Annotated in this window: 19 protein-coding genes; 7 read left to right on the plus strand and 12 right to left on the minus strand. The window is 74.5% G+C overall.

Features of this window, described 5'->3' with window-relative positions:
• The first annotated feature begins 64 nt into the window (after positions 1 to 64).
• Positions 65 to 2,338, plus strand: coding sequence for a tetratricopeptide repeat protein (locus tag ACH4PY_RS07255; RefSeq protein ID WP_398176883.1), 2,274 nt, complete (start codon positions 65 to 67; stop codon positions 2,336 to 2,338).
• A 253-nt stretch (positions 2,339 to 2,591) separates the two neighbouring features.
• On the opposite strand, the gene ACH4PY_RS07260 is transcribed toward ACH4PY_RS07255, so the two are convergent.
• Positions 2,592 to 3,560, minus strand: coding sequence for a hypothetical protein (locus ACH4PY_RS07260; RefSeq protein ID WP_398176885.1), 969 nt, complete (start codon positions 3,558 to 3,560; stop codon positions 2,592 to 2,594).
• A 63-nt stretch (positions 3,561 to 3,623) separates the two neighbouring features.
• On the opposite strand from ACH4PY_RS07260, the gene ACH4PY_RS07265 reads away from it, so the two are divergent.
• Together ACH4PY_RS07265 and ACH4PY_RS07270 are read left to right on the plus strand one after the other, a co-directional pair.
• Positions 3,624 to 4,235 (plus strand): TetR/AcrR family transcriptional regulator, encoded by a 612-nt coding sequence (locus ACH4PY_RS07265; protein ID WP_398176887.1) that lies wholly within the window; start codon positions 3,624 to 3,626, stop codon positions 4,233 to 4,235.
• A 222-nt stretch (positions 4,236 to 4,457) separates the two neighbouring features.
• Positions 4,458 to 5,561: an ADP-ribosylglycohydrolase family protein gene (locus tag ACH4PY_RS07270; protein WP_398176889.1), complete on the plus strand. Its 1,104-nt coding sequence runs from the start codon at positions 4,458 to 4,460 to the stop codon at positions 5,559 to 5,561.
• Between the two features lie 17 nt (positions 5,562 to 5,578).
• Here ACH4PY_RS07270 and ACH4PY_RS07275 read toward each other — a convergent pair whose 3' ends face one another.
• The 5 genes from ACH4PY_RS07275 to ACH4PY_RS07295 all read right to left on the minus strand — a co-directional run bounded on the left by ACH4PY_RS07275 (position 5,579) and on the right by ACH4PY_RS07295 (position 11,546).
• Positions 5,579 to 7,156: a sodium:solute symporter family protein gene (locus ACH4PY_RS07275; protein WP_398176891.1), complete on the minus strand. Its 1,578-nt coding sequence runs from the start codon at positions 7,154 to 7,156 to the stop codon at positions 5,579 to 5,581.
• A 331-nt stretch (positions 7,157 to 7,487) separates the two neighbouring features.
• Complete coding sequence (locus tag ACH4PY_RS07280) at positions 7,488 to 8,678, minus strand: PLP-dependent aminotransferase family protein (RefSeq protein ID WP_398176893.1); 1,191 nt, start codon at positions 8,676 to 8,678, stop codon at positions 7,488 to 7,490.
• A gap of 232 nt (positions 8,679 to 8,910) precedes the next feature.
• Positions 8,911 to 9,120 (minus strand): DUF397 domain-containing protein, encoded by a 210-nt coding sequence (locus ACH4PY_RS07285; RefSeq protein ID WP_398176895.1) that lies wholly within the window; start codon positions 9,118 to 9,120, stop codon positions 8,911 to 8,913.
• A gap of 237 nt (positions 9,121 to 9,357) precedes the next feature.
• Positions 9,358 to 10,212, minus strand: coding sequence for a helix-turn-helix domain-containing protein (locus ACH4PY_RS07290; protein ID WP_398176897.1), 855 nt, complete (start codon positions 10,210 to 10,212; stop codon positions 9,358 to 9,360).
• A gap of 632 nt (positions 10,213 to 10,844) precedes the next feature.
• Positions 10,845 to 11,546, minus strand: coding sequence for a GPP34 family phosphoprotein (locus ACH4PY_RS07295; RefSeq protein ID WP_398176899.1), 702 nt, complete (start codon positions 11,544 to 11,546; stop codon positions 10,845 to 10,847).
• A 786-nt stretch (positions 11,547 to 12,332) separates the two neighbouring features.
• Here ACH4PY_RS07295 and ACH4PY_RS07300 point away from each other — a divergent pair.
• Positions 12,333 to 14,210 carry a D-alanyl-D-alanine carboxypeptidase gene (locus ACH4PY_RS07300; RefSeq protein WP_398176901.1) on the plus strand — a complete coding sequence of 626 codons (1,878 nt, stop codon included), beginning with the start codon at positions 12,333 to 12,335 and terminating at the stop codon, positions 14,208 to 14,210.
• 447 nt (positions 14,211 to 14,657) lie between these two features.
• Here ACH4PY_RS07300 and ACH4PY_RS07305 read toward each other — a convergent pair whose 3' ends face one another.
• The 4 genes from ACH4PY_RS07305 to ACH4PY_RS07320 all read right to left on the minus strand — a co-directional run bounded on the left by ACH4PY_RS07305 (position 14,658) and on the right by ACH4PY_RS07320 (position 19,052).
• Positions 14,658 to 15,785, minus strand: a complete 1,128-nt coding sequence (locus ACH4PY_RS07305; RefSeq protein WP_398176903.1) for a DNA glycosylase AlkZ-like family protein — start codon at positions 15,783 to 15,785, stop codon at positions 14,658 to 14,660.
• Positions 15,786 to 15,862: 77 nt separating this feature from the next.
• Positions 15,863 to 18,076, minus strand: coding sequence for a heavy metal translocating P-type ATPase (locus tag ACH4PY_RS07310; protein WP_398177617.1), 2,214 nt, complete (start codon positions 18,074 to 18,076; stop codon positions 15,863 to 15,865).
• A 159-nt stretch (positions 18,077 to 18,235) separates the two neighbouring features.
• Positions 18,236 to 18,448 (minus strand): heavy-metal-associated domain-containing protein, encoded by a 213-nt coding sequence (locus ACH4PY_RS07315; RefSeq protein ID WP_398176905.1) that lies wholly within the window; start codon positions 18,446 to 18,448, stop codon positions 18,236 to 18,238.
• Positions 18,449 to 18,566: 118 nt separating this feature from the next.
• A complete protein-coding gene (locus tag ACH4PY_RS07320) occupies positions 18,567 to 19,052 on the minus strand; it encodes a MarR family winged helix-turn-helix transcriptional regulator (protein ID WP_398176907.1) in 486 nt (161 codons plus the stop codon).
• Positions 19,053 to 19,183: 131 nt separating this feature from the next.
• Here ACH4PY_RS07320 and ACH4PY_RS07325 point away from each other — a divergent pair, with 131 nt between their 5' ends.
• Entirely contained in the window at positions 19,184 to 21,187 is a 2,004-nt protein-coding gene (locus ACH4PY_RS07325) for an FUSC family protein (protein ID WP_398176909.1), read from the plus strand.
• 115 nt (positions 21,188 to 21,302) lie between these two features.
• The gene (panD, locus tag ACH4PY_RS07330; protein ID WP_398176911.1) at positions 21,303 to 21,737 is read left to right on the plus strand and encodes an aspartate 1-decarboxylase; all 435 of its coding nucleotides are present in this window, start codon (positions 21,303 to 21,305) and stop codon (positions 21,735 to 21,737) included.
• Positions 21,738 to 21,819: 82 nt separating this feature from the next.
• On the opposite strand, the gene ACH4PY_RS07335 is transcribed toward panD, so the two are convergent.
• Entirely contained in the window at positions 21,820 to 22,023 is a 204-nt protein-coding gene (locus ACH4PY_RS07335; RefSeq protein ID WP_398176913.1) for a hypothetical protein, read from the minus strand.
• 269 nt (positions 22,024 to 22,292) lie between these two features.
• Here ACH4PY_RS07335 and ACH4PY_RS07340 point away from each other — a divergent pair, with 269 nt between their 5' ends.
• Positions 22,293 to 23,096, plus strand: coding sequence for a VOC family protein (locus ACH4PY_RS07340; protein WP_398176915.1), 804 nt, complete (start codon positions 22,293 to 22,295; stop codon positions 23,094 to 23,096).
• Here the strand turns inward: ACH4PY_RS07340 and ACH4PY_RS07345 are convergent.
• Positions 23,026 to 24,060, minus strand: a complete 1,035-nt coding sequence (locus tag ACH4PY_RS07345) for a pseudouridine synthase (RefSeq protein WP_398176917.1) — start codon at positions 24,058 to 24,060, stop codon at positions 23,026 to 23,028. The two genes, ACH4PY_RS07340 and ACH4PY_RS07345, sit on opposite strands and share 71 nt — an antisense overlap.
• Positions 24,061 to 24,134: the final 74 nt, after the last annotated feature.

Here is a 24,134-nt window from a genome sequence, read left to right on the forward strand (position 1 = left end):
GCCGGCCGCACCGGACGCAACCGCCCGCGGTTCCGCGGGCCCTGGCCGCGGGAAGGAGCCGGGCATGGCCGTCGAGGGCGGGCAGCTGTCGCTGCAGGAGCAGCTGGCGCGCCGCCGTCGTGGCGCCTTCGTCGGCCGGCACGCCGAGATGGCGGCCTTCACCGGCAACCTCGGCACCGACCCCGCCGACCCCGCGCACACCTTCCTCTTCCACGTCCACGGCCCCGGCGGCGTCGGCAAGACCACGCTGCTGGAGCGGTGGGAGCGCGCCGCCCGCGACCGCGGGGCGCTCACCGCGACCGTCGACGAGGCGGCCACGACCGTGCCCGCCGCCATGGAGGCGGTCTGCGCGCGGCTCGCCGACCAGGGCCGCCCGCTCAAGGCCACCGGCAAACTGCTGGCCCTGCACCGGCAGTTGCGCCAGGAGGCGGAGTCGCTGGCCGCGGGCGAGCAGGCGCCCTCGGTGGCCGGCACGCTCGCCGCGCACGCCGGTCTCGCCGGACTCGGCCTGCTGCCCGGCATGGGCGCGCTGGCCGGGGCGATGGACCCGGCACAGGTCGCGCAGGGCGTCGACCGGTTACGCGGCCTGCTCGGCGCCCGCTTCCGCGACGAGCGCGACCTGCGGCTCGTCCTCGACCCGGTCGCCGTCCTGAGCCCGGTCCTGACCGCCGACCTCGCCGCCGCCGCGGCCCACGCGCCCTGGCTCACCCTCTTCTTCGACACCTACGAGCGCACCGGCCCGGTACTGGACCGCTGGGTGCGCGACCTGTTCGTCGAGGGGCGGTACGGGGCGCTGCCCGCGACCGTCGTCGTCACCCTCGCCGGACAGCGCGCCCCCGACCCGGCGGTGTGGGCCGACCACCTCGACCTCGTCACCGAACTGCCGCTCGCGCCCTTCACCGAGGACGAGTCACGGCAACTGCTCGCCGCCCGCGGCGTCACCGACGAGGCCGTCGTCGCGGCCGTGCTGCGGCTCACCGACGGACTGCCGGTGCTCGTCGGCGCCCTCGCCGCGAGCCGCCCCGGCCACCCGGACGCGGTCGGCGACCCCGCCGACACCGCCGTCGAACGCTTCCTCGCCTGGGAGCCCGACCCGGACGGCCGCGCCGCGGTGCTCGCCGCCGCACTGCCGCTGGAACTCGACGAGGACGTCTTCCGCACCGCCGTGGCCGCCGACGCGCCGCAGGCCGCCGGGCGCTACGACTGGCTGCGCGGGCTGCCCTTCGTCACCGAGCACGGCGGCCGCGCCCGCTACCACGGCGTCGTGCGCGCCCAGATGCTCCGGCTGCGCCGCACCCGCTCCCCGCAGCGCTGGCGCGACGGGCACGAGCGGCTCGCCGCCGCGTACGGCGGCTGGCGCGCCCGCGAGGAACGCGGCCGCGCCGTCGGCGAGCTGTGGGCCGACGCGGCCTGGCGCACCCAGCGGATGCACGAGACCTACCACCGCCTGTGCGCCGACCCGCGCGGCGCCCTCCCCGGCGCCCTCCTCGACCTCGCCCGCGCCTGCACCGCGGGCCCCGGGACCGCCCGCCGCTGGACGCGCATGCTCACCGACGCCGCCGAGGACACCGAGGCCCCGGCGCTCGCCGCGTGGGCGGCCGCGCTCGCCGCGGTGTACGCGGGGGAGCAGGGCCCCGGCCGGGACGCGGAGACCTCCGACGCGGGCCTGGCCGCCCGGGCTCTGACGGTGATCCTGGAACGCGGCGGGACGGAACACGGCGGCCTGGACCGCGAACGGCGCGCCGCCGTGCACGCCGTACGGGCCTGGGCCCGGCGGCAGGCGGGCCGGCCGCACGAGGCGCTCGCCGACTACGACCGCGCCGAGCAACTGGGCCTGCGCGGCTTCCTGCTGCACGCCGGGCGCGGCGACACCCGCTGGACGGTCGGCGACCCGGCCGGCGCCGTCCCCGACTACGCCGCCGCGCTGGCCGCCGAACCCGGCCACCCGCGCGCCGCGTACGTCCGCACCCAGCTCGGCGGCGCCCTCATGCGCACCGGCCGCCCCGCGGAGGCGCTCGTGGAGCTGGACGCCGCGGTCGGCGCCGACCCCGCCGCCGTCCTCGCCCGCGAGTACCGGGCCATGGTGCTGCTGACCCTGGGCCGTCCCGCGGACGCCCTCGCCGACGCCGAGGCGTGCCTGGCCGACGCCGCCGCGCCCGACATCGGCCACGTCATGCTGCGCGCGGTCGCCAACCTGGAGCTGGGCCACCGCGACCTCGCCGCCGCCGACCTGGACGCCCTGCTCGCCGACCCCTCCGCCGTCCGCGCATGGGCCGACGCGCTGGGCCCGTACGTCCCCGCCCCCCGGGCCGTCGATCCCGCCCCGCGCGAGCACTAGGGTCTGTCGTGTGGATCTCCGCGGCGTCGCGTGCCCCGGCCGCACATCTTCCCCCTGCCTTCGGCGGGAGGTGCCCCCGGCGTTGTCGTCGGTCGACAACTCCCCCAGAGGCTTCGCCATGGGGGGACCCCCGCCGCGTTGCCTCCCTCCTCCGCCTTGCAGCTGGGGGTACCTCCCAGGCGAAGCTCTGGGGGAGCGCCGGACCCCGCTCCTTCCTCCACGGAGATCCACACGACAGACCCTGGACGCCGCGTCAGCTCCTGGCGTCCTGCGGCCGGGCTGTCAGGTCGGCGACGAGCCGGCGGTAGGTGTCGAACGCCGGTTTCGAGGTGTAGTCGTCGCGGAGCAGGCCGAAGCCGTGGAAGAGGCCGGGGCCGGAGGTGTCCGCGTCGCGGAGCCCGAAGTAGGTGTAACCGGTGATGTTGTCGACCGTGCGCCGTTCGTGGACGGTCCGTACCACCTCCGCGACGACTTCGGCCTGCCGTTCCTCGCTGCGGCCCGGACCGGTCGGCCAGCCGGTCTCGGTGACCACGATCGGCACCCGCGGTCCGATGCCGGCGCGCGGGAGGGCGTCGCCGCGGAAGCCGTCGAGGACGGCACCGACCGCCCCGGGGAGCTGCCCGGCGGGCAGCGGGCGGAACACGTCGGGGAAGAAGTCCAGGCCGACGTAGTCCAGGGCCTGGTGGAAGGCGTCGTCGGCCAGGCGGCCGAGGCCGGGCCAGAAGCTGTCGTCGGGGTCGAAGGTCGGCACCGCGTTGAACCCGACGGCGATGTCGTGGCCCGCCAGGCGCGCGGCCTGCTTTGCCGCGGTCACGCCGCGCACCACGGCTTCCTTCACGTGCGGGGTGCTGCCGTCGAGGACCGGCAGGTTCGCGTTCGGCTCCTCCGCGATCTGGAGCCGCGCCAGGTGGGCGCCGTCGGTGCGGACGGTCTCGCTGACGAAGTCGAGCCAGCCGTCGACGTCGCCGTGGGGGTCGCGGAAGGTCAGGACGAGGTCCAGGGCGCGGCCGCGGGTGGCGTAGGACGCGGGGTCGGCCGGGGTGTCGGGCAGTCCGGGGTCGCCGAAGGCCCGGTAGGCGCGTACCAGGAAGGTGCCGGCGTCGCCTTGCAGGGTGTCGAGCGCGTCGGCGATCCGGCGGGGGTCGTCGGGGCGTGCGGGGGCGATCAGGCCGGTCTCGCCGCCCAGGGCGGCGCCGGGGTAGATGCCGAAGGTGAAGGTCATGGCGGCCACCCTAGGCATATTTTTGGTGTGACTCCAAGTTTGGTGTCACACTAGAATTGCCCCATGGGACTTCGAGAGGCCAAGAAGCAGCAGACCCGTACCGCCATCGCCGACGCCGCGGCGGCGCTGTTCTTCGGCCGTGGCTTCGATCAGGTGAGCGTCGCCGAGGTGGCGCGAGCGGCGGGGGTCTCGGTCAACACCGTCTTCAACTACTTCCCCGCCAAGGAGGACCTGTTCTTCGACCGGCGCTCCGAGGTCGAGCAGCACCTGGCCACCGTGGTGCGGACCGCGCCGGCGGGGGTGCGCCCGGCCGACGCGGTCCGTGCGGACCTCCTGGCCGCGATCGACCGCGCGGACCCCTACCTGGGGCTCAGCCCGGACGCGGCGACGTTCTGGCGGGTCGTCCACGACAGCCCGGCGCTGCTGGCGCGAGCGCGCGAGATCGCCGAGCAGGCCGAAGCGGCTCTCGCCGAGGTGCTGGTCCAGCGGGCCGCAGCGCCGCCGCAGGACGCACTGCCCCACCTGTGTGCCGGCGCCATCGCCGGCGCGTACCGGGCCGTCGTCGCCGAGATCAGACGGCAGATGCTGGACGGCCGGGACCCGGACTCCGTGCGGGACGACGTGCGCACGGCCACCGTCCGGGCGTTCGACACGCTCAGCACCCTCGTCGAGTAGGTGCCCGCCCGCGATCGGCCCTCGCCGACCCCCTCCCGGTGACGGTTCGTCCGCGTCGCGTGCGCCGGAGCGCGCGCCGGGGAGAATTCCCGCCATCCAGCCGGAGCCGTCTCTTCCGGGACAACCCTCACCTACCCCTCGCGCCCCTTCCGCTCCTGGATACGTCGGCTATCGTGCAGGCGCAGAACGGCACGGATCGGGGGCAGACCGAAGGGGACCGCTTTGAACGCAGTCTGGGGACGCGCGCAGCAGCAGGACTTCCGCAGCCGTGTCCGCGGGTGCCTGCTCGGCGGGGCCATCGGCGACGCCCTGGGCGCCGGCATCGAGTTCGAGTCCCTGGAAGCGATCCAGGCCGCCCACGGCCCGGACGGCGTCGTGGACTACGTGCCCGCCTACGGGCGGCGCGGCGCGGTCACCGACGACACCCAGATGACGCTGTTCACCGTCGAGGGCCTGATACGCGCTCAGGTCCGCCGCGACACCGGCGCCTGGCACCCGCCCACCGACATCCACCGCGCCTACCGCCGCTGGGCGGCCACCCAGAGCGAGTGGGGCCCCGACGAGCGCCGCAAGGACGCGGGCTGGCTGGCCCGAGAGGAGTGGCTCTACGCGCGGAGGGCCCCCGGCAACGCGTGCCTCAGCGGCCTGTCCGACGAGGTGATGGGCAGCCTGGAGGCCCCCAAGAACCCCGGTTCCAAGGGCTGCGGCACGGTCATGCGCTCGGCGCCCTTCGGGCTGCTCGTCGGCTGGGAGCCGCAACTGGTCTTCCAGCTCGCGGTGGAGTGCGCCGCACAGACCCACGGCCACCCCACCGGGCAGCTCGCCGCGGGCGCGTTCGCCGTCATCGTCCACGGCCTCGCGCGCGGTGAGGCCCTCGACGGCTCCGTCCAGCACGCCCTCGCGCTGCTCGGCGCCCGCCCCGGCCACCAGGAGACCACCGACGCCCTGCAGAGCGCGCTCGGCGCCGTACGCCAGGGGATGCCCTCCCCGCAGCGCGTCGAGGCCCTCGGCGAGGGCTGGACGGCGGAGGAGGCGCTGGCGATCGGCGTCTACTGCGCGCTGGTCGCCGAGGACGTCCGGCACGGGTTGCTGCTCGCCGTCAACCACTCCGGCGACAGTGACTCCACGGGCTCGATCTGCGGCAACCTGCTCGGCGTCCAGCACGGTGAGACGGCGCTGCCGCCCGCGTGGATCGCCGAGTTGGAGGGCCGCGCGACGATCCTCCAGCTCGCGGACGACTTCGCGATGGAGATGACCCAGGCCCCCGCCCTCCACGGCCCCTCCGGCGCGAGCCCCGCCTGGCTCGACCGCTACCCGGCCCTCTGACCCGGGCGGTTCCCCGACTACTCCGCCGCGGCCGGCCGCAACGGGCCCTCCTCCGGGCCGGAGCCGGAGCCCGAGGGCGCACTCTCGGACGTGTCGTCCCCCTCGGGAGAGTTGATCGCCGCGATGAGGGCGTTGCGCGCCTCCGTCTCCTCGGGCCTGATCCATCCGACGACGACGTACAGCACCAGCGACACCACGAGCGGCAGCGCGATCTGGTACTCCAGGTTCACGCCCCCGGAGACGGCGTCGTTGACGGGGTAGTTGACGAGGTAGAAGGCGAGCAGGCCGAGCGCCCAGCTGGTGAGCGCGGCCGTCGGGCCGGACTTCCGGAAGCGCGGCAGCAGCCCCAGCATGAACGGGATCGCGATCGGCCCCATGAGCCCGGCGACCCACTTGATCACCACGGTGATGATGTCCTTGAACGTCGGCGAGTTGACCTGGGTGGCGACGGCCATGCTGAGCCCGAGGAAGGACAGTGTGGTGATGCGCGCCGCGATGAGCCCGACGCGCGCGGTCCAGGCGCGGGCGCGCTGGGAGAAGGCGGGTGCGATGTCCCGGGTGACGACGGCGGCGATGGCGTTCGCGTCGGACGAGCACATGGCCATGGTGTGCGAGAAGAAGCCGACGACGATGAGCCCGAGCAGCCCGTGCGGCAGCAGGTCCTGCGCGAGCAGCCCGTAGGAGTCCGAGCCGTCCGGCTTCTTGGCGTGCACCAGCAGCGGCGAGACCCACATGGGGAAGAACAGCACGACGGGCCACACGAACCACAGCGCCGCCGAGAGCGCGGCGCCGCGGGTGGCCTCGCGGGGCGAGGACGTGGCCATGTAGCGCTGCGCCTGGTTCCACATGCCGCCGTTGTACTCGAACGTCTTGATGAAGAGGTAGGAGATGAGGAAGACCGTGGTGTAGGGCCCGGCGGTGGGGTGGTCGTGGTGCCGCAGCGCCGGTTCGTCCCAGACGTTCCAGATGCTGCTGATGCCGCCGAGTTCGTGCAGCGCGGCGACGAGCATCGCGAGTCCGGCGACGAGCTGGATGACGAACTGGCCCAGCTCGGTGAGCGCGTCCGCCCACAGCCCGCCCACCGTGCAGTAGACCGCGGTGATCGCGCCGGTGATGACGATGCCCTGGGTGATGGTCACCCCGGTGAAGACGGACAGCAGGGTCGCGATGGCGGCCCACTTGGCGCCGACGTCCACGATCTTGAGCAGCACCCCGGACCACGCGAGGGCCTGCTGCGTCGGCAGGTTGTAGCGGTTCTTGAGGTATTCCAGCGGTGAGGCGACGTGCAGCCTGGCCCGCATCCGGTTCAGCCGGGGCGCGAACGTCTTCGCGCCGATGGCCACGCCGATGGCGATGGGCAGCGCCCAGGTGACGTAGGAGGTGATGCCGTACTGGTAGGAGATGCCCGCGTATCCGGTGAACATCACGGCGCTGTAGCCCGACATGTGGTGCGAGATGCCGGACAGCCACCACGGCATCCTGCCGCCCGCCGTGAAGTAGTCGCTGACGTCGCCGACGCGCCGGTGCGACCACACGCCGATCGCGACCATCACGCCGAAGTAGGCGATGAGCACGGTCCAGTCGAGACTGTTCATAAGTCCCCTCCAGGGGGTCCGCCTTGTGAACGGGGGCGCACTTCGCTGTGACGCTCACCCGGGCGGGTCGCCCCCGTGCGGGAGTGGGGACTTCCGGGATTGAACCCTTGCCGCGGAGGGGTGGTCAAGGGATCCGACGTTCATGAGTCTGAATCCAGGTCAGCAAGTCGAACGATTTTACGTCGTCTTTACCTTCGGGGGCATTGTGATGCCCATGACTGCCAACCCACCATGAGCGGGCACTTCGCTGGACGCGGGCAGGACCGAACCGCCGTACGGGAGCGGGTCCCGTACGGCACGGGAAGGGGGCCGGACGCGCCGGCCGGGAAGGTCAGCCGAAGGCGGGCGCCAGCCGGCGCAGCCCCTCGGCGATCTCCTCGGGCGTGTGCGTGGTGAAGGACATCCGCAGCGTGGCCGGATCGGGCGCGGCGGCGTAGAAGGGCGCGCCCGGGACATAGGCCACGTCGTACGTGATCGCCGTGCGCAGCCGCTCGGTCGCGTCGAAGCCCTCCGGCAGCCGCACCCACACGAACATGCCGCCCTCGGGGCGGTTCCACACGCTGCCCTCCGGCAGCGCCGCGGGGAGCCCGGCCAGCAGCGCGTCGCGCCGCTCCCGGTAGGCGCCGCGCACCCGCGCCAGATGCGCGTCCAGGTCGCGGTGGGCCAGGTAATGGGCGGCGGCCGCCTGGTCGACGCCCGACGTGTGCAGGTCGGCGGCCTGCTTGGCGATCACGCAGGCACGCCGCAGCGCCTCCGGGGCCCGCAGCCAGCCCAGCCGCATACCGGGCGCCATGATCTTCGAGAAGCTGCCCAGCAGCACGGTGCGGTCCGCGGCGGCCTCGTGGGCGGCGATCGGCCGCCCGCGCTCACCCTCGTAGCGCAGCTCGCCGTACGGGTCGTCCTCGGCGATCCACAGCCCGTGGCGGCCCGCCACCTCCGCGACGGCCCGGCGGCGCCCGGCGGGCATCGTCCGGCCGGTGGGGTTCTGGAACTCCGGTATCAGGTAGAGCAGTTTGGGCCGCTCGCGCAGCACCAGCTCCTCCAGTGCGTCCGGCAGCACCCCGTCCTCGTCGGTCGGCACCGGCACCACCCGGGCGCCCGCGAAGCCGAAGCACTGCAGGGCCGCGAGATACGTCGGATTCTCCACCAGGACGACGTCGCCGGGCTCCAGCAGCGTGGTGGCCAGCAGCGTGAGGCCCTGCTGCGAACCGGCCGTCACCAGCAGGTCCGCGGCCCCGGTCGGCAGCCCGCGCGCGGCCAGCCGCCCCGCCACGGCCGCCCGCAGGTCCGCGTCGCCCTCGGTCGTCGCGTACTGCAGGACGGTACGCGGCCGTTCGGCCAGCACCGCGTCGTACGCCGCGCGCAGCCCCTCGGTGTCGAAGAGCTCGGGGGCGGGCAGCCCGCCGGCGAAGGAGACGACCTCGGGGCGCGCGGTGAGCGCCAGGATCTCGCGTACCGGCGAGGCACCGACGTCCCGTGCGCGCGCGGCCAGAGGGGGCAAGGGGGTGGCGGTCGTCGTCATGGGCGGCAGCCTACAAACAGTCGGTGTAGTGCGCAGGTACTTTTCCGAAATCCCGCCCGCGGGGCGGCTCCCAACTGCCCCCGGTGCGGGCCCCGGAAACAGCAGCGAGCCCTCTCGGCCAGGACGGCGGCCGGTCGAGAGGGCTCTGTCGGTGGTGCTGTGGTGCTGTCGTGCTGTGGATCGGTGAAGCGGTGGTGCGGTGGTGCGGTGGATCAGTGGTGCCGTGGCGTGCTCAGCGCAGGTCGAAAGCGCCGTGGTCCACGTCGACGACGAACTCGGACCACGCCTCGGGGGAGAAGGTGAGGACGGGGCCGTGCGGGTCCTTGGAGTCGCGGACCACGACGGCCGCGACCGCCGGGGACTTGACCTCCACGCAGGCACCGTTGCCGGTGGACCGCGAGGACTTCCGCCACTCGGGGGTGCTGCCCAGCTTGATTGCCATCTCTGCTCCGGTCTGTGCTGGTGACGGCGGCGGGGTGTGTTCCGCTCCGCGGACGGGCCGCGAAGCGGAGGTGTACACCACTGCCTGACTGCGCTCGACGCTACCGGCCAACATCACCAGCCCCGAGGGGCCTTCACTCAACCAGGTGGTAAATCGCCTACAACCCTTGCCAGTTGTCGGGTCCTATCGCTACAGTGCGCGCCTTTACCTTCCGGTGCGCGCTGTCGGGCGGCCCGCTCAGGCGTAGCGCTGCGCCGCGTCGCGGATGAACTGCCGGGTGGCCTCCGCGCTCAGCGCCTGCGCGCGCAGGTGCTCGTACATGACGCTGTACGCCTGGACGTCGGTGTCCTTCTCCAGGTACAGGTCGCTGTTGACGCCCTCCAGGTACACCACGGTGGCGTCCGTCGCGTCGGTGAACTCCAGCACCGCGAACTGCCCGCTCAGACCCGGGTGCGCCCCGACCTCGAACGGCAGCACCTGCACGGTGACGTGCGGCAGGTGGCTCAGCTCCACCAGGTGCTCCAGCTGCTGGTGCATCGTCTGCGCGTCGCCGACCTTGCGCCACAGCGCGGCCTCGTCCACCACCGCCCACATGCGCAGCGGCCCGTCGCCGTCGGTGATCCGCTCCTGTCGCCGCATCCGGACACTGACCCGCTTCTCCACCTGCTCCGGGGTCGCCTCCGGCAGGTTCCCGGAGATGACCGCGGTCGCGTACTCCTTGGTCTGCAACAGCCCCGGCACCACCTGCGGTTCGAACACCCGCAGGCTCGCCGCCTCCGTCTCCAGGCCGATGTACACGCTGTACGGGATGTCGCCGAAGGCGTGCCACCAGCCCTGCTGGCGCGACTCCTTGGCCATCTGCATGAGCGACTCGACGATCCGCATGTCGTCCACGCCGTAGACCCCGCACAGATCCCGGACGTCTCGCTGGCTGATGCTGCGGCGGCCGTTCTCCAGGCGACTGATCTTGGACTGGGAGACCAGGAGCCGGGCCGCGACCTCCTCGGCCGTCATCCCCTTCTCCTCGCGGAGCTTGCGCAGCTCCGAACCCAGCCGGCGGCGCCTGACGGTGGGGTTGACGTTGGCGACCACAGGAACTGCACCTCCACGCTGATCCGTACTGATGGTCAGCAGCCTGCCACTAGCGGTCATCACCGCGCTGGCGAATGGTCGTAACAAGCTTGCCCGGCCCTTGCGCCGGGGCGCGCGGATCGTCCGCGCACGCCCCGCAAAGGGCGTAAAACATGCCGCGCGGGGCACCGGGGCCGGACAACTGTCCGGTTCCCGACACCCCGCGCGGCACTGCGGCTCCCGGTGGGGGATCTCATCGCGGACGGTCCCGGCGCCACCACTCCCACCGGCCCTGCGGTGGCTGCCGAAATCCGTGGTGCCCGGTCCCTGCTCACGGGCACCACGGCTCGTCCTGCGTCGTTACGTGTTGCGTGGGCCGTGTGCACGGCCCCGCCGCCTTTCCGGCGGTTCCTGCTGTCGTGCTGGTGAAGTCCTGCTGCGTGGAACGGAGGTGCCCGGTGGAGCGGAGTTGCCCGGCGGTGCGCGGTGCGTCCCGCCGTACGCGTGTCCGTGCGTCCGGCGCGTCCTGCACGTCTCGCGCCCGCCGCACGTACCGCGCGTCCTGCGCTTCCTGTACGTATTGCGCTTCCTGCACGTACTGCCGTGTGCACTGCCGTGTTCCGGCCCGGAGCGGTGCCGCTGCGCGCGGGGCGTCAGCGGGCCCCGGCCCTGGCCATCGAGCCGTGCGCGACCGCGCGCCGTTCCTGTGCGGCCGGCCGCTTGGGCTGCGCGGCCACACCGTTCTGCACGTCCATCACGGCGTGCGCGACGAGGCCGCCCATCGGGTCGTATCTGATCAGGTCCCGCAGGCGCGATCGGGACGACCGCCCCTCGTTGCCCGGATACAGGTGCTTGCCGAGGCCCACCGAATGGGCGAGCGCGGCGAGCGCCGCGGTCCGCGGGTCCGGCGGCACGCCGGTGCGGATCGCACTGTCCAGCCGGGCTCTGATGTCCCGGCTGACGGCGCTGTCGGTCGCCTGGTAGCGAGTCGTCGGCAGCACCCCGCACATCTGTCCCGGCACGGCGTGCACCATGCCGCACCGCTCCAGGTGTGCGAGATACGTCTGGCGCAGCCCCAGCCGGGGCCCGCCGATCCAGTGGACCGCCCGCACCGGGCTGCCGCGACGGCGCAGCAGTTCCAGCGCGGAGTCCAGAGTCGGATCTCCAGTCGGCCGTGGGTGCACCACGGCGATACGATCCCCGTCAGGGGCTATCCGTCCGGCCAGAGCCAGCTCGACGAGCTGCGCTCCGGCGAGGCCGAGGTCGAGTGATTGCGGCTGCGCCGTGGTCCCGGTCGTCGGGTCCAGGGCGAGCAGCAACAGCTCTTCCGGAATTGTTCTGCGGCTCTTGCCCATCCATGCCTCCCCGCGTGGATGAATGACAGGGTGACGCCTCTCACACCGGCCTGTCGAGAGCGCCTTTTCCATATCTGCGGGAACCGGCTGGTATGTCGTCCTCGTCTACGGGGGCGGCGGTGGTGTCGCAGACAGGTCGTGGGCCGGTCGCGGGGACCATGGCATGAGTGGGTCGTGAAGGGCCGGGGCGCCGCCGGGCGCCCCGGATGACGCGTCGAGGAGGTCTGCGTGGCGGGCGAGTCCCCCGGCAGGGAGAAGCAGCACGAAATGTCGGGGGAGGCGGCCTCGTCGCAGGCCGTGGATCCGAGGCTGGCGGTGTTCGGGACGCCTGCTGGGGCGCATGAGGCCGCTGGGGCGGGCACCGCGCCCGCCCGGCCGGACACCCCGCCCGCCGCGGGCGGCTCCGCGCCCGGCGCCGATTCGCCCCAACTGCCCGCCTCCGACGCCCGGCCGCGCGCCGCCGCCGCGTCCACCGCGGACTCCGGTGCGGATACGCCGGGTGAGGTAGCCGTTCTGGACACCGCTGACGCCACCCTTACTCCCGAGGTCCCTTCCGTCCCTTCTGTGGAGGCCGGGGAGCCGTCGAAAACGGAACCAAATCGTGATCCTGCGCCTGGGGCTGATGAGGCGGAGGAGGCTGCTGAGGCGGCTGAGGTAAGTGAACGTTCAACTCGGAAGGCGGAGCCGACGGCCTCGCCGGCCGACCCTGACACCCCCGCCGATGCCCCCCGCGACGCCCCGCCGGCCACCGAGCCGAGCACGCCGGGCACACCGGAGCGCACTCCGGTGGAGGAAGCGGGCGCTCGTCCGGCCGCCGCCCGAGAGGGTGAGCTTGCGGACTCCGGTGGGGGCGAGGCGGAGGAGGGTGCGGGGTCCGCGGAGGAGGGCGCCGAGTCCGCCGGGAACGCCGAGCCCGGCGGGGACGCCCGGGAGCCGGGTGCCGCGCAGGGCGCGGAGGCGGATGAGGACGAGGAGGAGGGCGCCGACGGGGGGCCCGAGGACGCCGCGCCGGGGGCCGCTGACGCCGACGCCGCCGACGCCGCCGACGCCGCCGCCGACGCCGCCGCCGAGTCCGCTGAGGACGAGGACGTACGGCCGGGGGCCGAGCCCGCCGACGTACCGGCCGACGCGCCCGCCGACGCCTCCGAGCCCGAGGACACCGGTGTGCACCGCGCCGCGGTCCGCCGCTCGCTGCTCCGGCCGCTGGTGTCGGACCTGCCCGCCGAGCGGCCCGCCGCGCCCCCGGCCGCCGCGTCACCGGACGGCGCCGCCGCCGCGACCGGCGACGAACCGGACGCCGAGGAGTCGCTGGGCCCCGACGGCACCCGGGTCATGCAGAAGCCCCAGGTGCTGCCGCCCGGTTCCGGCCACACCGGCTCCACGCCGCTGAAGCTGCTCGCCGCGCTCACCAACACCCCGCCGCCCAAGCCCACGCTGCTGCGCAGCATCGGCCGCCGGTTCAAGATCTGGACCCCGGTCGTCGTGCTGCTCGCGGTGATCTTCGTGATCGTCCAGGCGGTGCGGCCGCTGCCGACGCCCACCCTGAAGGCGACCACCGCGTCCTCGTACGCCTTCCCGGGCGCCGCCCTGCCGACGGCGATGCCGTGGCCGGCCGAGGGCCAGTCCGTCGCCGAGGTCGAGGGCGTCGGCTCCCTCGGCGTGCACGGTGCGCAGACCCCCGTGCCCATCGCCAGCCTCACCAAGGTGATGACCGCCTACATCGTGCTGCGCGACCACCCGATCAACGGCGCCTCCCAGAACGGCCCGATGATCCCCGTCGACAAGCAGGCCGCCGAGGAGTCCACCTCCGTAAACCAGTCGACCGCCCACGTCACGGAGGGCCAGCAGTTCACCGAACGGCAGATGCTGCAACTGCTCCTCGTGCCCTCCGGCAACAACATCGCCCGCCTGCTCGCCCGTTGGGACGCCGGCACGCAGGAGGCCTTCGTCGCGAAGATGACCGCGACGGCGAAGACGCTCGGCATGAACCACACCACGTACACCGGTGCCAGCGGCTTCGAGGAGACCACCGTCAGCACCGCCGTCGACCAGCTCACGCTGGCGCGCGAGGTCATGAAGAACGAGGCCTTCCGGTCGGTCGTCGCCCTCGCCAACGTCACGATCCCCGGCGTCGGCACGATCTACAACAACAACAACGACCTGGTGAAGCCGGGCGTCGTCGGCATCAAGACCGGCTCCAGCACCCCCGCGGGCGGCGCGCTGATGTGGGCCGCGCACAAGACCGTCGGCGGCAAGCAGCAGCTGATCCTCGGCGTCGTGCTCCAGCAGCACGGCGGCGTCACCGTCAACGACAGCCTCAATGCGGCGCTGGTGCGCAGCCAGCAGCTCATCGAGTCCGTCCAGGGCGGGCTGACGTCCGCGACCGTCGTGAAGAAGGGCGAGGTCGTGGGCAACGTCGACGACGGGGTGGGCGGCTCGACGCCGGTAGTCGCCGCGGCCGACCTCACCGCGCCCGGCTGGCCCGGCCTGCACACCCCCGTGACCCTCACCCCGCTCCCGGGCGGCCTCCCGCACAGCGCGAAGGCCGGCACGACGGTCGGCACGCTCACGATCGGCTCGGGCCCCGACGCCACGAAGGTCCCGGCCGTGCTGGGTTCGGATCTGACGTCGCCGTCGTTCGGCGCGAAGCTCACGCATTTCTGAGCGGTGCGCCTCGGGGCGCGTGGTGCGGTGCGGTGTGCGACCTTCCCTGTGGTGGGTGGTTGCTCGCGCCGTTCTCCCCCAGAGCTTCGCCTGGGAGGTACCCCCACGCGCCCCTTTGCGCGGCGCGCCGCCGGGTGGGTCGGGGGCCGCCACGGGGCACCTCCTCGGAATGCGCCTTCACCCTCCTACGTAGGGGCTGAGCCCCTCCCAGCGCATTCCTGCGGGGGCACCCCGCACCGTCCCCCTCCTGGCCGGTTCAGCGGCTACCTGCCGGTGGGGGTGAGCGTCTCCGGGCGCGGCTACGGGGGACAGTTCTCGTTTCTCGGGGCGCGGCTGCGGGCGAGAGTTGCCGTTTTTAGGGGCGCGGGGAACTGCGCGACAAGCCCCCACCGGGGGGAAGGCGAGCTGCCACCGCAAGTGGCAACCACCTGGGGGCGCGGGGAACTTCTACGTGGAGAGTTCGCGTTCGAGGGGGGTGCGGAAGCGCGGAGTCACCCGGACGGGGCCCAGCGCTGGGGCGAGCCGGGCGGCGGCCCGCTCCACCGCGTCGGCGGCCTCGGGACCGCGGTCGGCGAGCAGCCGCCAGGCGATTTCGCCGTCCGGGCGCTGGCCCCATCCGCCGATGACCTCGCCGTCCCACCAGACGGTGGGCCCGATGTTGCCGGAGCGGTCGAAGAGCGCCTCGTTGCCTTCGGGCAGGAACCATCCGCGGTCGCGCCAGGCCATGGGGAGCGGGTCGAGCGCGGGCAGCAGGAGGGCGGCGCCGTCCGCCGTGGCGGGCGCGGGGGCGTCGGGGAGGGCGTGGGCGGTGGCGCCGTCGTCGAGGACGACCGCCTCCGCCCCGGCGGCGGCGAGCGCCTTGCGGGTCTCGCCCAGCCCCCAGCCGGTCCACCACTTGAGGTCGGCCTCGGTGCCGGGCCCGTACGCGCGGAGCCAGGCGCGGGCGAGTGCGGCGCGTGCGGGTTCCTCGGGGACCTCGGGCAGCGGTTCCGCGTTGGCCCAGCGGAACTGCCCGCTGATCCAGGATCCGGCGGGACGGCGCCGTTCGATGCGCCCTTCGGCGGCCATGAGGCGGATGACGCGGCTGGCGATGTTCTGCGTGGCCTCGTACGGTTTGCCGCGCGCGACGACGACCTGTTCGCGCAGCCGCGGGACGAGCCGGGAGAGCTGTGCCCCGCTGCTGTCGGGGTGGGCGGCGAGTGTGGCGACGACCTCGGCCTCCAGGTCCGCGAGCCACGCGGCGTCCCACCCGCCGCCGTCGGCGAGGAAGGTGAGCACGTCCTTGCGCATCTTGACGGTGACGCGGCGTCCGGCGGCGGCGTAGACCTGCGGGGCGAAGTCCCGGTCGACGACGAACATGGTGCGCCGCATCGCGAGCATCCGGGTGAGGGCGGGCGGTTCGCCGTACAGCGCGGTGTCCAGCGCCGCCATGGCGGCGAGGGGGTCGGCCGCCCGCGCGGCGACGCTCAGGTGGACGGTGGCCGGATCCGTCGCGTGCAGGGCCACGACGTCCCGCACCACGTCCGTGACGTCAACTGCTCCGACGCCGACCCGCGCCCGCCGTGCCTGTCCCATCCCCCCATCCTCCCCGAACGGCGCCGGTACATTGCCACGGCTCGGCAATATGCGGCGGCGTCCGGGGCCGGGCGGGGTCAGCGCGGCGTGAACGCCCGCAGGCGCAGGCTGTTGGCGACCACGAACACCGAGGAGAAGGCCATCGCCGCCCCGGCGATCATCGGGTTGAGCAGCCCCGCGGCGGCGAGCGGCAGCGCGGCCACGTTGTAGGCGAAGGCCCAGAAGAGGTTGGAGCGGATCGTGCGCAGGGTGCGCCGGGCCAGGCGGATCGCGTCGGCGGCGACCCGCAGGTCCCCGCGGACGAGCGTGAGGTCGCCCGCCTCGATCGCCGCGTCGGTGCCGGTGCCCATCGCGAGGCCGAGGTCGGCCTGGGCGAGCGCCGCCGCGTCGTTGACGCCGTCGCCGACCATGGCGACCGTACGGCCCTCGGCCTGGAGGGCGCGCACGACGGCGACCTTGTCCTCGGGCAGCACCTCGGCGTGGACGTCCTCGGCGGCGATGCCGACCTGCGCGGCGACGGCGGCCGCCACGGCGGCGTTGTCACCGGTGAGCAGGACGGGCCGCAGCCCGAGGCCGCGCAGCCGCCGTACGGCCTCCGCGCTGCCGTCCTTGACGGCGTCCGCGACCACCAGGACCGCCCGCGCGCGGCCGTCCCAGGCGACGGCGACGGCCGTGCCGCCGTCGGCCTCCGCCGCCGCCTTGGCGCGTACCAGCTCCTCCGGCAGCGGCATGCCCCGCTCGGCGAGCAGCCGTTCGCGCCCGGCGAGGACGGTGCGGCCGTCGACGGTGCCCTCCACTCCGAGGCCGGGCAGGTTGCGGAAGCCGGTGACGTCGGGCAGTTCGCCGGCCCGTTCTGCCGCGCCTGCGGCGATCGCCCGGGCGATGGGGTGTTCGGAGGCGTGCTCCAGCGCGCCCGCGCGGCGCAGCGCGTCCCGTTCGTCGACGCCGTCTGCCACCAGCACCGACCGCAGCGTCATCGAACCCGTCGTGACCGTACCGGTCTTGTCGAGCACCACGGTGTCCACGGCGCGGGTTGACTCCAGCACCTCGGGCCCCTTGATGAGGATGCCGAGCTGCGCGCCGCGCCCGGTGCCGACCAGCAGCGCGGTGGGCGTCGCGAGGCCGAGCGCGCACGGGCACGCGATGATCAGCACCGCGACGGCCGCGGTGAAGGCCGCCTGCGGCCCCTCGCCGAGCGCCAGCCACACCCCGAGCGTGCCGAGCGCCAGCAGGATCACGGCGGGCACGAAGACCGCCGAGATGCGGTCGGCGAGCCGCTGCGCGGCCGCCTTGCCGTTCTGCGCGTCCTCCACGAGGCGGGCCATCCGGGCGAGCTGGGTGTCGGCGCCGACCCGGGTCGCCTCGACGACCAGCCGGCCGCCCGCGTTGACGGTCGCGCCGGCGACCCGGTCGCCGGGCCCGACCTCGACGGGCACCGACTCGCCGGTGAGCATCGACGCGTCCACCGCCGAGGTGCCCTCGCGCACCAGGCCGTCGGTGGCGATCTTCTCGCCGGGGCGTACGACGAAGCGGTCGCCGACGGCCAGCTCGCCGATCGGCACACGCACCTCCGAGCTGTCGCGCAGCACCGTGACGTCCTTGGCGCCGAGTTCCAGCAGCGCGCGCAGCGCGGCCCCGGCACGCCGCTTGGCGCGGGCCTCGAAGTAGCGGCCCGCGAGGATGAAGGCGGTGACGCCGGAGGCCGCCTCCAGGTAGATCTGCCCGCCGCCGTCCTGCCGGGAGACGGTGAGGCGGAAGGAGTCGGTCATGCCGGCCATCCCGGCGTCACCGAAGAACAGCGCCCACAGCGACCACCCGAAGGCGGCGAGGGTGCCGACCGACACCAGGGTGTCCATGGTCGCGGCGCCGTGCCGAAGATTCGTCCAGGCGGCGCGGTGGAAGGGCCAGCCGCCGTAGACGACGACGGGCGCGGCGAGCGTGAGCGAGAGCCACTGCCAGTTGTCGAACTGCGCCGCGGGCACCATCGCCATCACGATCACCGGGACGGAGAGGACGACGGCGGTCAGCAGACGCCGGCGCAGCGCGTCCGCTTCGCCGCCCTCCTTCTCCGCCCGCTGCCCGTCCTGCGGACCGGCCGCCGGGGGAGCGGGGGGCGGGGGGAGCGCGGCGGTGTAGCCGGTGGCCTCGACGGTCGCGATCAGGTCCGCGACGGCCACGGGGCCGTGGAAGCCGACCTTCGCCTTCTCGGTGGCGTAGTTGACGGTGGCCGTCACTCCGTCCATCCGGTTGAGCTTCTTCTCGACCCTGGCCGCGCAGGACGCGCACGTCATGCCGCCGATCTCCAGCTCGACCCAGTCGCCGGTGCCGCCGGCCGTGTCGCTGCCGCTGCCGCCGCCGCTGGCGTCCGTACCGGCGGCGTGCTGCCGTACGCCGCTGCCGTTCGTCGTCGTCACCGCTTCGCTCCCCTCGTCACTGCCCCCTGGTGGTGGTCAGGCCCGGCCGACCAGCTCGTAGCCGGCCTCGTCCACGGCGGCCCGCACGGCCGCGTCGTCGACGGGCTGGTCGGAGTCGACCGTCACCAGTCCGGTCGAGGCGACCGCCTTGACGGACGTGACGCCGGGGATCGTGGTGACCTCGCGGGTGACCGCGGATTCGCAGTGGCCGCAGGACATGCCGGACACCGTGTAGACCGTCTGGCTCATGCTGTGCTCCTCGTCGCGCGCGTGGGGGACGGCTCTTTCCGTCTCCGCTCCTCCGAGGATATACCCCCTAGGGGTATGGCGCGAACACCCCCAGGGGGTATTCGCCCCGTGCTTTCCGTCACGCGCCGCCTTCCCCGCCGCCCGCTGTCTCGTCCGCTGTCTCGTCCGTCGGCCCCTCCGCGGCCAGCCGGTCCAGCAGGGTCACGGCGAGCCGCAGCACCTCGCGCTCGGTGGCGTTGAGTTCGCTATCGATACGCGACCGCAGCCAGGTGTCCATGACGGCGACATCGTGCGCCATCGCCGTGTAGCCGCGCTCGGTCAGCACCACGACCTGGCTGCGTCCGTCCTCCGCCGCCCGGCTCCGGCTCACCATGCCGTCCCGGGTGAGCGCGGCGAGCGTGCGGGTCAGCGACTGCGGCTGCACGTGCAGTGCCGCGGCCAGCGCGCCGGGCGTCGACGGTCCCGCCCGGTAGAGCTGCGCGAGCACGCCGAGCCGCCCGCTGGGCATGGCGTCCGGCGGGCGCTCGGCGCGCATCCGGCGGCCGAGCCGGTTGACGGCCCGGCGCAGATCGGCCACGGGGTCGTCGGGCGGCGGAGAAAACATGAGGCTTCTTTCGTAAGCTTGGCGTACTATCTGAAGGGCTGGTGGTCCGCTGTTCGGCCGGTAATCGATAGCCGACGGTCGAAAACTGGGACGCCGCGCGTAATAATCGATGGTCGAGAAGAGGTAATCGCGTGCTGGACCGGCTGCGCCTGCTCGACCCCGGACGGGTACGGCTGCACACCGCGGCCCGCACGATCCTCGCGGCACTCGCCGCGCTGCTGACGTCCGCGGCGGTGTGCGCGGCCGAGGATCTGCCCGGCGCGCTCGTGGTGATCGCGACCGTCGTGGCCGTCATGCTCTCCCGCTCCCTGCACGGGACCAGCCTCGCGCATCGCCTCACCGCCCTGCTGCACGTCCCCGTCGTCGGCCTGCTCGCGGCGGTCGTCGGCCGCTTCATGCTGCACCACACGTGGCTCGGCGCGGCCATGTACGTCGCCGCGGTGACCGCGGCCCGCTACGTGATGCGCTTCGGCGGCACGGTCCGCGCCCTCGGCCGGCTCGCCCTGGGCCCGGTCATCGCGGTCCTCGTCGTCCCCGTCCCGCCAGGCGCCGCCGAGGCGGCCCGGCCGTGGTGGGCCGCCTCGGCCGGGGCGCTCGCCGTCGCCTGTGTGCTGCTCTCCCAGGCGGTCCTCCCGTCCCGCCCCGCCCGTGAGGCCGCGAGCGCCGCCCTCGACGTCCTCCGCGCCGCCCGCCGCCTCCAGGGCCTCCCCCCGGCCGCCCCGGCCCGCACCCGCGCCCGCGCCGCGCTCGCCCTCCACCGGGCGGCCCTCACCGCCGAGGACCGCCTCGCCGCCGCCACCCCCGCGTCACCGTCCTTCGGCGCACTGGCCGCCGCGGTGCTGCACGCCGAGGTTCTGGCCACCACGTCCGGCCCGGCACGGGTGAGCGGAGCGGCGGGCCCCGCCGACCCGCCCCCGGCTCACGCCCTCGCCCGCCTCCTGCCCGGCAGGCGGTCCGCCGTCGAGGCCCGGCCCCCGGGGACCGCGGCGGAGGGTCCGGCGGAAACCGCGGCGGCGGGTGTCGTCGCCGCCGCGGCGGCCGTCCGCGCGACCCGGGCCCGCGAGCGCCCCGCTCCCCAGCCTCCCCGCGGCCCCCGCCCCGGCCCGGTCCGCAAGGGCCCGCAGCCCCAGACACGTCTGACCGCCCAGCTCGCCGCCGCCATGGCGCTGGCCTTCGCCGCCGGACACCTGGTCTTCCCGCACCACTGGACCTGGACGGTGATCACCGCGTTCGTCGTGTGCAGCGCCGCCCGCGCCCGCGGCGACGTGGTGCACCGCAGCGTCCTGCGGATCGGCGGCGCCGTGGCCGGGGCGGTGACCGGCACGCTCGCCGCCCACCTGGTGGCGGGCACGCCGCCGGCCGCCGTGGCGGTGATCTTCGGCTACCTGTTCGTCGGAGTGTGGCTGCGCGACGTGAACTACGCGGTGTGGGCGTTCTGCGTGACGAGCCTGCTCGCCGTCCTCTACTCGCTGAACGGCGAGCACGACACCGCCGCGCTGCTGCTCCAGCGGCCGAAAGGCATCCTCCTCGGCTCGGCCTGCGGCGTCGTCGCGGCGTACTTCGTGCTGCCACTGCGCACGGAGACGGTGATGCGGGCGCGGGCCGCTCGCGCCCTCCAGGCCCTCCAGGACCTGCTCGCCGCCGTACGCGAGCCCGATCCGAAGCCGGCCGCCCTGCGCACGCTGGCCCGCACCGCCGACCGCGCGACCCGCGACCTCGGCGACGCGGCCGCCTCCGCGCGAGCCCACCGGGCCCTCCTCGCCCGCCGGACGCGCCGGACACAGCGCCGCCCGGCACCCCACGCCGCGGACTGGGCGGACACCCTGGCGGCCTGCGTCCACGAGGCCCGCGCCCTCGCGGCCCTGCCCCCCGAAGCCCTCGCCGCGGCCCGGCCGCACCTCGGCCTGACCGCCCGCAACCTGGGCCAGGTGCGCCGCCGCCTCGGCCACCGCCCCGAGGCCGAACCGCCGCGCCCCGTCACCGCCCCGCCCGTCCACCACCTCAACGCGGCCCTGGCCACCCTCTACGCCCAGCTCCCCGCGCCCCGCAAAGGCGCCGCACCACGGACCCCGGCCCCTTCCGGCGCCGGGCCCGCGCAGCCGCCCGGCCGGCCCGTGGCGCCCCCCGCCTCCTGAGATCTTCCGCACTCCCGCCACCACCCCCACCGGATCCGGGACGGGGGGCTCTACCCTGGTCGGGTCGGCGCGTACCCCGGCAGGGACGCGACCTACTCACCCAGGAGGCGGCACCGTGCTGCGCACCATGTTCAAGTCCAAGATCCACCGCGCCACCGTGACCCAGGCGGACCTGCACTACGTGGGCTCCGTGACGGTCGACGCCGATCTGATGGACGCCGCGGACCTGCTGCCCGGCGAACTCGTGCACATCGTCGACATCACCAACGGCGCCCGCCTGGAGACCTACGTCATCGAGGGCGAGCGCGGCTCCGGCGTCATCGGCATCAACGGCGCCGCGGCCCACCTCGTCCACCCCGGCGACCTGGTGATCCTCATCAGCTACGCCCAGGTCGACACCGTGGAGGCCCGTACGCTGCGGCCCGCGGTCGTGCACGTCGATGCCGGCAACCGCATCGTCGCCCTCGGCACGGACACCGCGGAACCCGCGCCCGGCAGCGACTCCGTGCGCCCCCCGCACGCCGTCGCGCCGCTGCACGCGACCGTCTGACGCCCTACCGGCAAGGACGACGCCCCGGTCCACCGGGCCGGGGCACCTGCGAAGCGGCGCGGCCGCCCGTGCTGTCGCCGCTCTACGCCGCCGTCATCACCGCGGCGCCCATGACCTGCCCGGACACCGCACGTATCTCGACCCGCGCGCCGCGTGCGGCAGCGGTCCAACGGGCGCGCAACCGCGCCAGCTCAGTGAGCTCCTCGGCCGTCCACGGCCGGTCGCCGTGCTCCTGGACGTAGGCCCGGAGCGCTGCGTTCGCCTGATCGAGACTTCCCCCGTACATGCGATCCACCCTAGACGGACCCACTGACAATCCCGAACCGGAAAAGCCGCCCCGCGTGGCGCCCCCGGCGTGCCGGGCCGGAGCCGTGGCGCCCTGCCCGCAGCGCGCTGACCAGCGCCGAAGGCCGTACGTACGGCGCGGGGTGACGGGTTGTCAGTGCCGGGTGCCATGCTGAGTGTGAGAGAGGACACAGCGTCCAAATCCGGCAGATCGCCCGGGGCCGACGGGCCCGCGGCGGTCGCACGGCACAGCGCACCACGGAGGTCCGCATGCTCACCGACGACTACGTCCCCGGCGCGCCCAACTGGCTCGACCTGGGGAGCCGTGACGTCCCGGCGGCCGCCGCCTTCTACGGCGAGCTGCTCGGCTGGGAGTTCGCCACGGCGGGCCCGGAGGCGGGGGAGTACGGCATGTTCACCGTCGGCGGCGACACGGTCGCCGCCCTTGGTCCGCTCCAGGACCCGGGCGCCCGCCCGGCGTGGACGGTGTACTTCCACACCGCCGACGCCGACGCGACCACCAGGGCCGTCGAGCAGGCCGGCGGCAGCGTCCGCTTCCCGCCCATGCCGGTCGCCGAGCACGGGCGGCTCGCCGGGTACACCGACCCGAGCGGCGCCGAGTTCGCCGTGTGGGAGCCCGGCACGACCTCCGGCCTGGACCGCGTCGGCGCCCACGCCCTGTGCTGGACGGAGCTGTACACCCCGGACGCGGCAAGGGCGAAGGAGTTCTACGGCTCGGTCCTGGCGTGGGATTACGAGGAGGTCCCGCTGCCCGGCGACGCGGGCTCGTACGTGATCGCCTCCAGGAGCGGCGGCGGCCAGGAGGGCTCGCACAGCGGCATCATGCAGCTCGGCACCGACCTGCTCCCGGAAGGCACGAGCTACTGGCAGCCGTACTTCTCGGTGGACGACGTCGACGCGACGGTGGCGAAGGCCGCCGAGCGCCGTGCCGCCGTCCTGATGCCGGGCACGGACATGGCGGGCGTGGGCCGGCTCGCCCTGCTCAGGGATCCCGAAGGGGCGTTCTTCGCGCTGCTCCACCCGACCACCCCGGCCCCTCAGCCGGGCGGCTGACGCTTGCGGCCTCGTCACCGTCCGGCCAGGCGACGAGCCGCCGCGCGCTCTCGAAGCGCACCTCCCGCCCCGTCAGCGGATCGGTGAACTCCAGCGCCCGCGCCAGCAGCTGCAGCGGGTGCGACCAGTCGTCCGCGGCCGCCTCCGGCAGCAGCCGCGGATAGACCGGGTCGCCCAGCAGCGGCAGCCCCAGGCCGCTCATGTGCAGGCGCAGCTGATGGGTACGCCCCGTCGCGGGCAGGAGCCGGTAGCGGCCCAGGTCACCGCGCCGGGCCAGCAGCTCCACGCGCGTCTGCGCGTTCGGCGGGCCGTCCGCGCGCTCCTCCGCGGCCATCCGCCCGCGCTCCTTGACGATCCGGCTGCGCAGCGTGCACGGCAGCCGCACCGCCGGGTCGTAGGCGGCGACGGCCTCGTACTCCTTGCGCACCCGCCGGTCGCGGAAGAGCGTCTGGTACGCGCCGCGGTCCTCGGGCCGCACCACGAAGAGCACCAGGCCCGCCGTGAGCCGGTCGAGCCGGTGCGCGGGAGTGAGGTGGGGCAGGCCCAGGTCACGCCGCAGCCGGGCCAGCGCGGTCTGCGCGACATGCCGGCCGCGCGGTGTGGTGGCCAGGAAGTGCGGCTTGTCGGCGACGACGGTGCGCTCGTCACGGTGGACGACCCCGACCGGAAACGGCACCTCCGGCTCGGCCGGCCGCTCGCGGTGGAACCACACCCAGCCACCCGGCACGTACGCTGTCGACGCCAGCACCGGCCCGTCGGCGGTGACGAAGTCCCCCGCGGCGAGCATCTCCTCGACCCGCGCCGCGCCCAGCACGGGCCCGTACCGCCCGAGCAGGTGCTCGCGCACCGTCGCCCAGCCCGACCCGCCCGACCCGTCACCCGGCAGCCGCAGCCGCACCGGGTCCACACCCGCCCGCTGCGGCAGCGGCGACGGCGGCGGCCTGCGCCCTGCCCTGCGCGCCACGTCCCCGCACCTCTCCCGCTGCTCACCCGTACCGTCCGGCCGCCCCAGGCTACGCGGCGGCCGGACGGCGCCCC

The sequence above is a fragment of the Streptomyces sp. NPDC021224 genome (assembly GCF_044332905.1).
GTDB lineage: Bacteria > Actinomycetota > Actinomycetes > Streptomycetales > Streptomycetaceae > Actinacidiphila.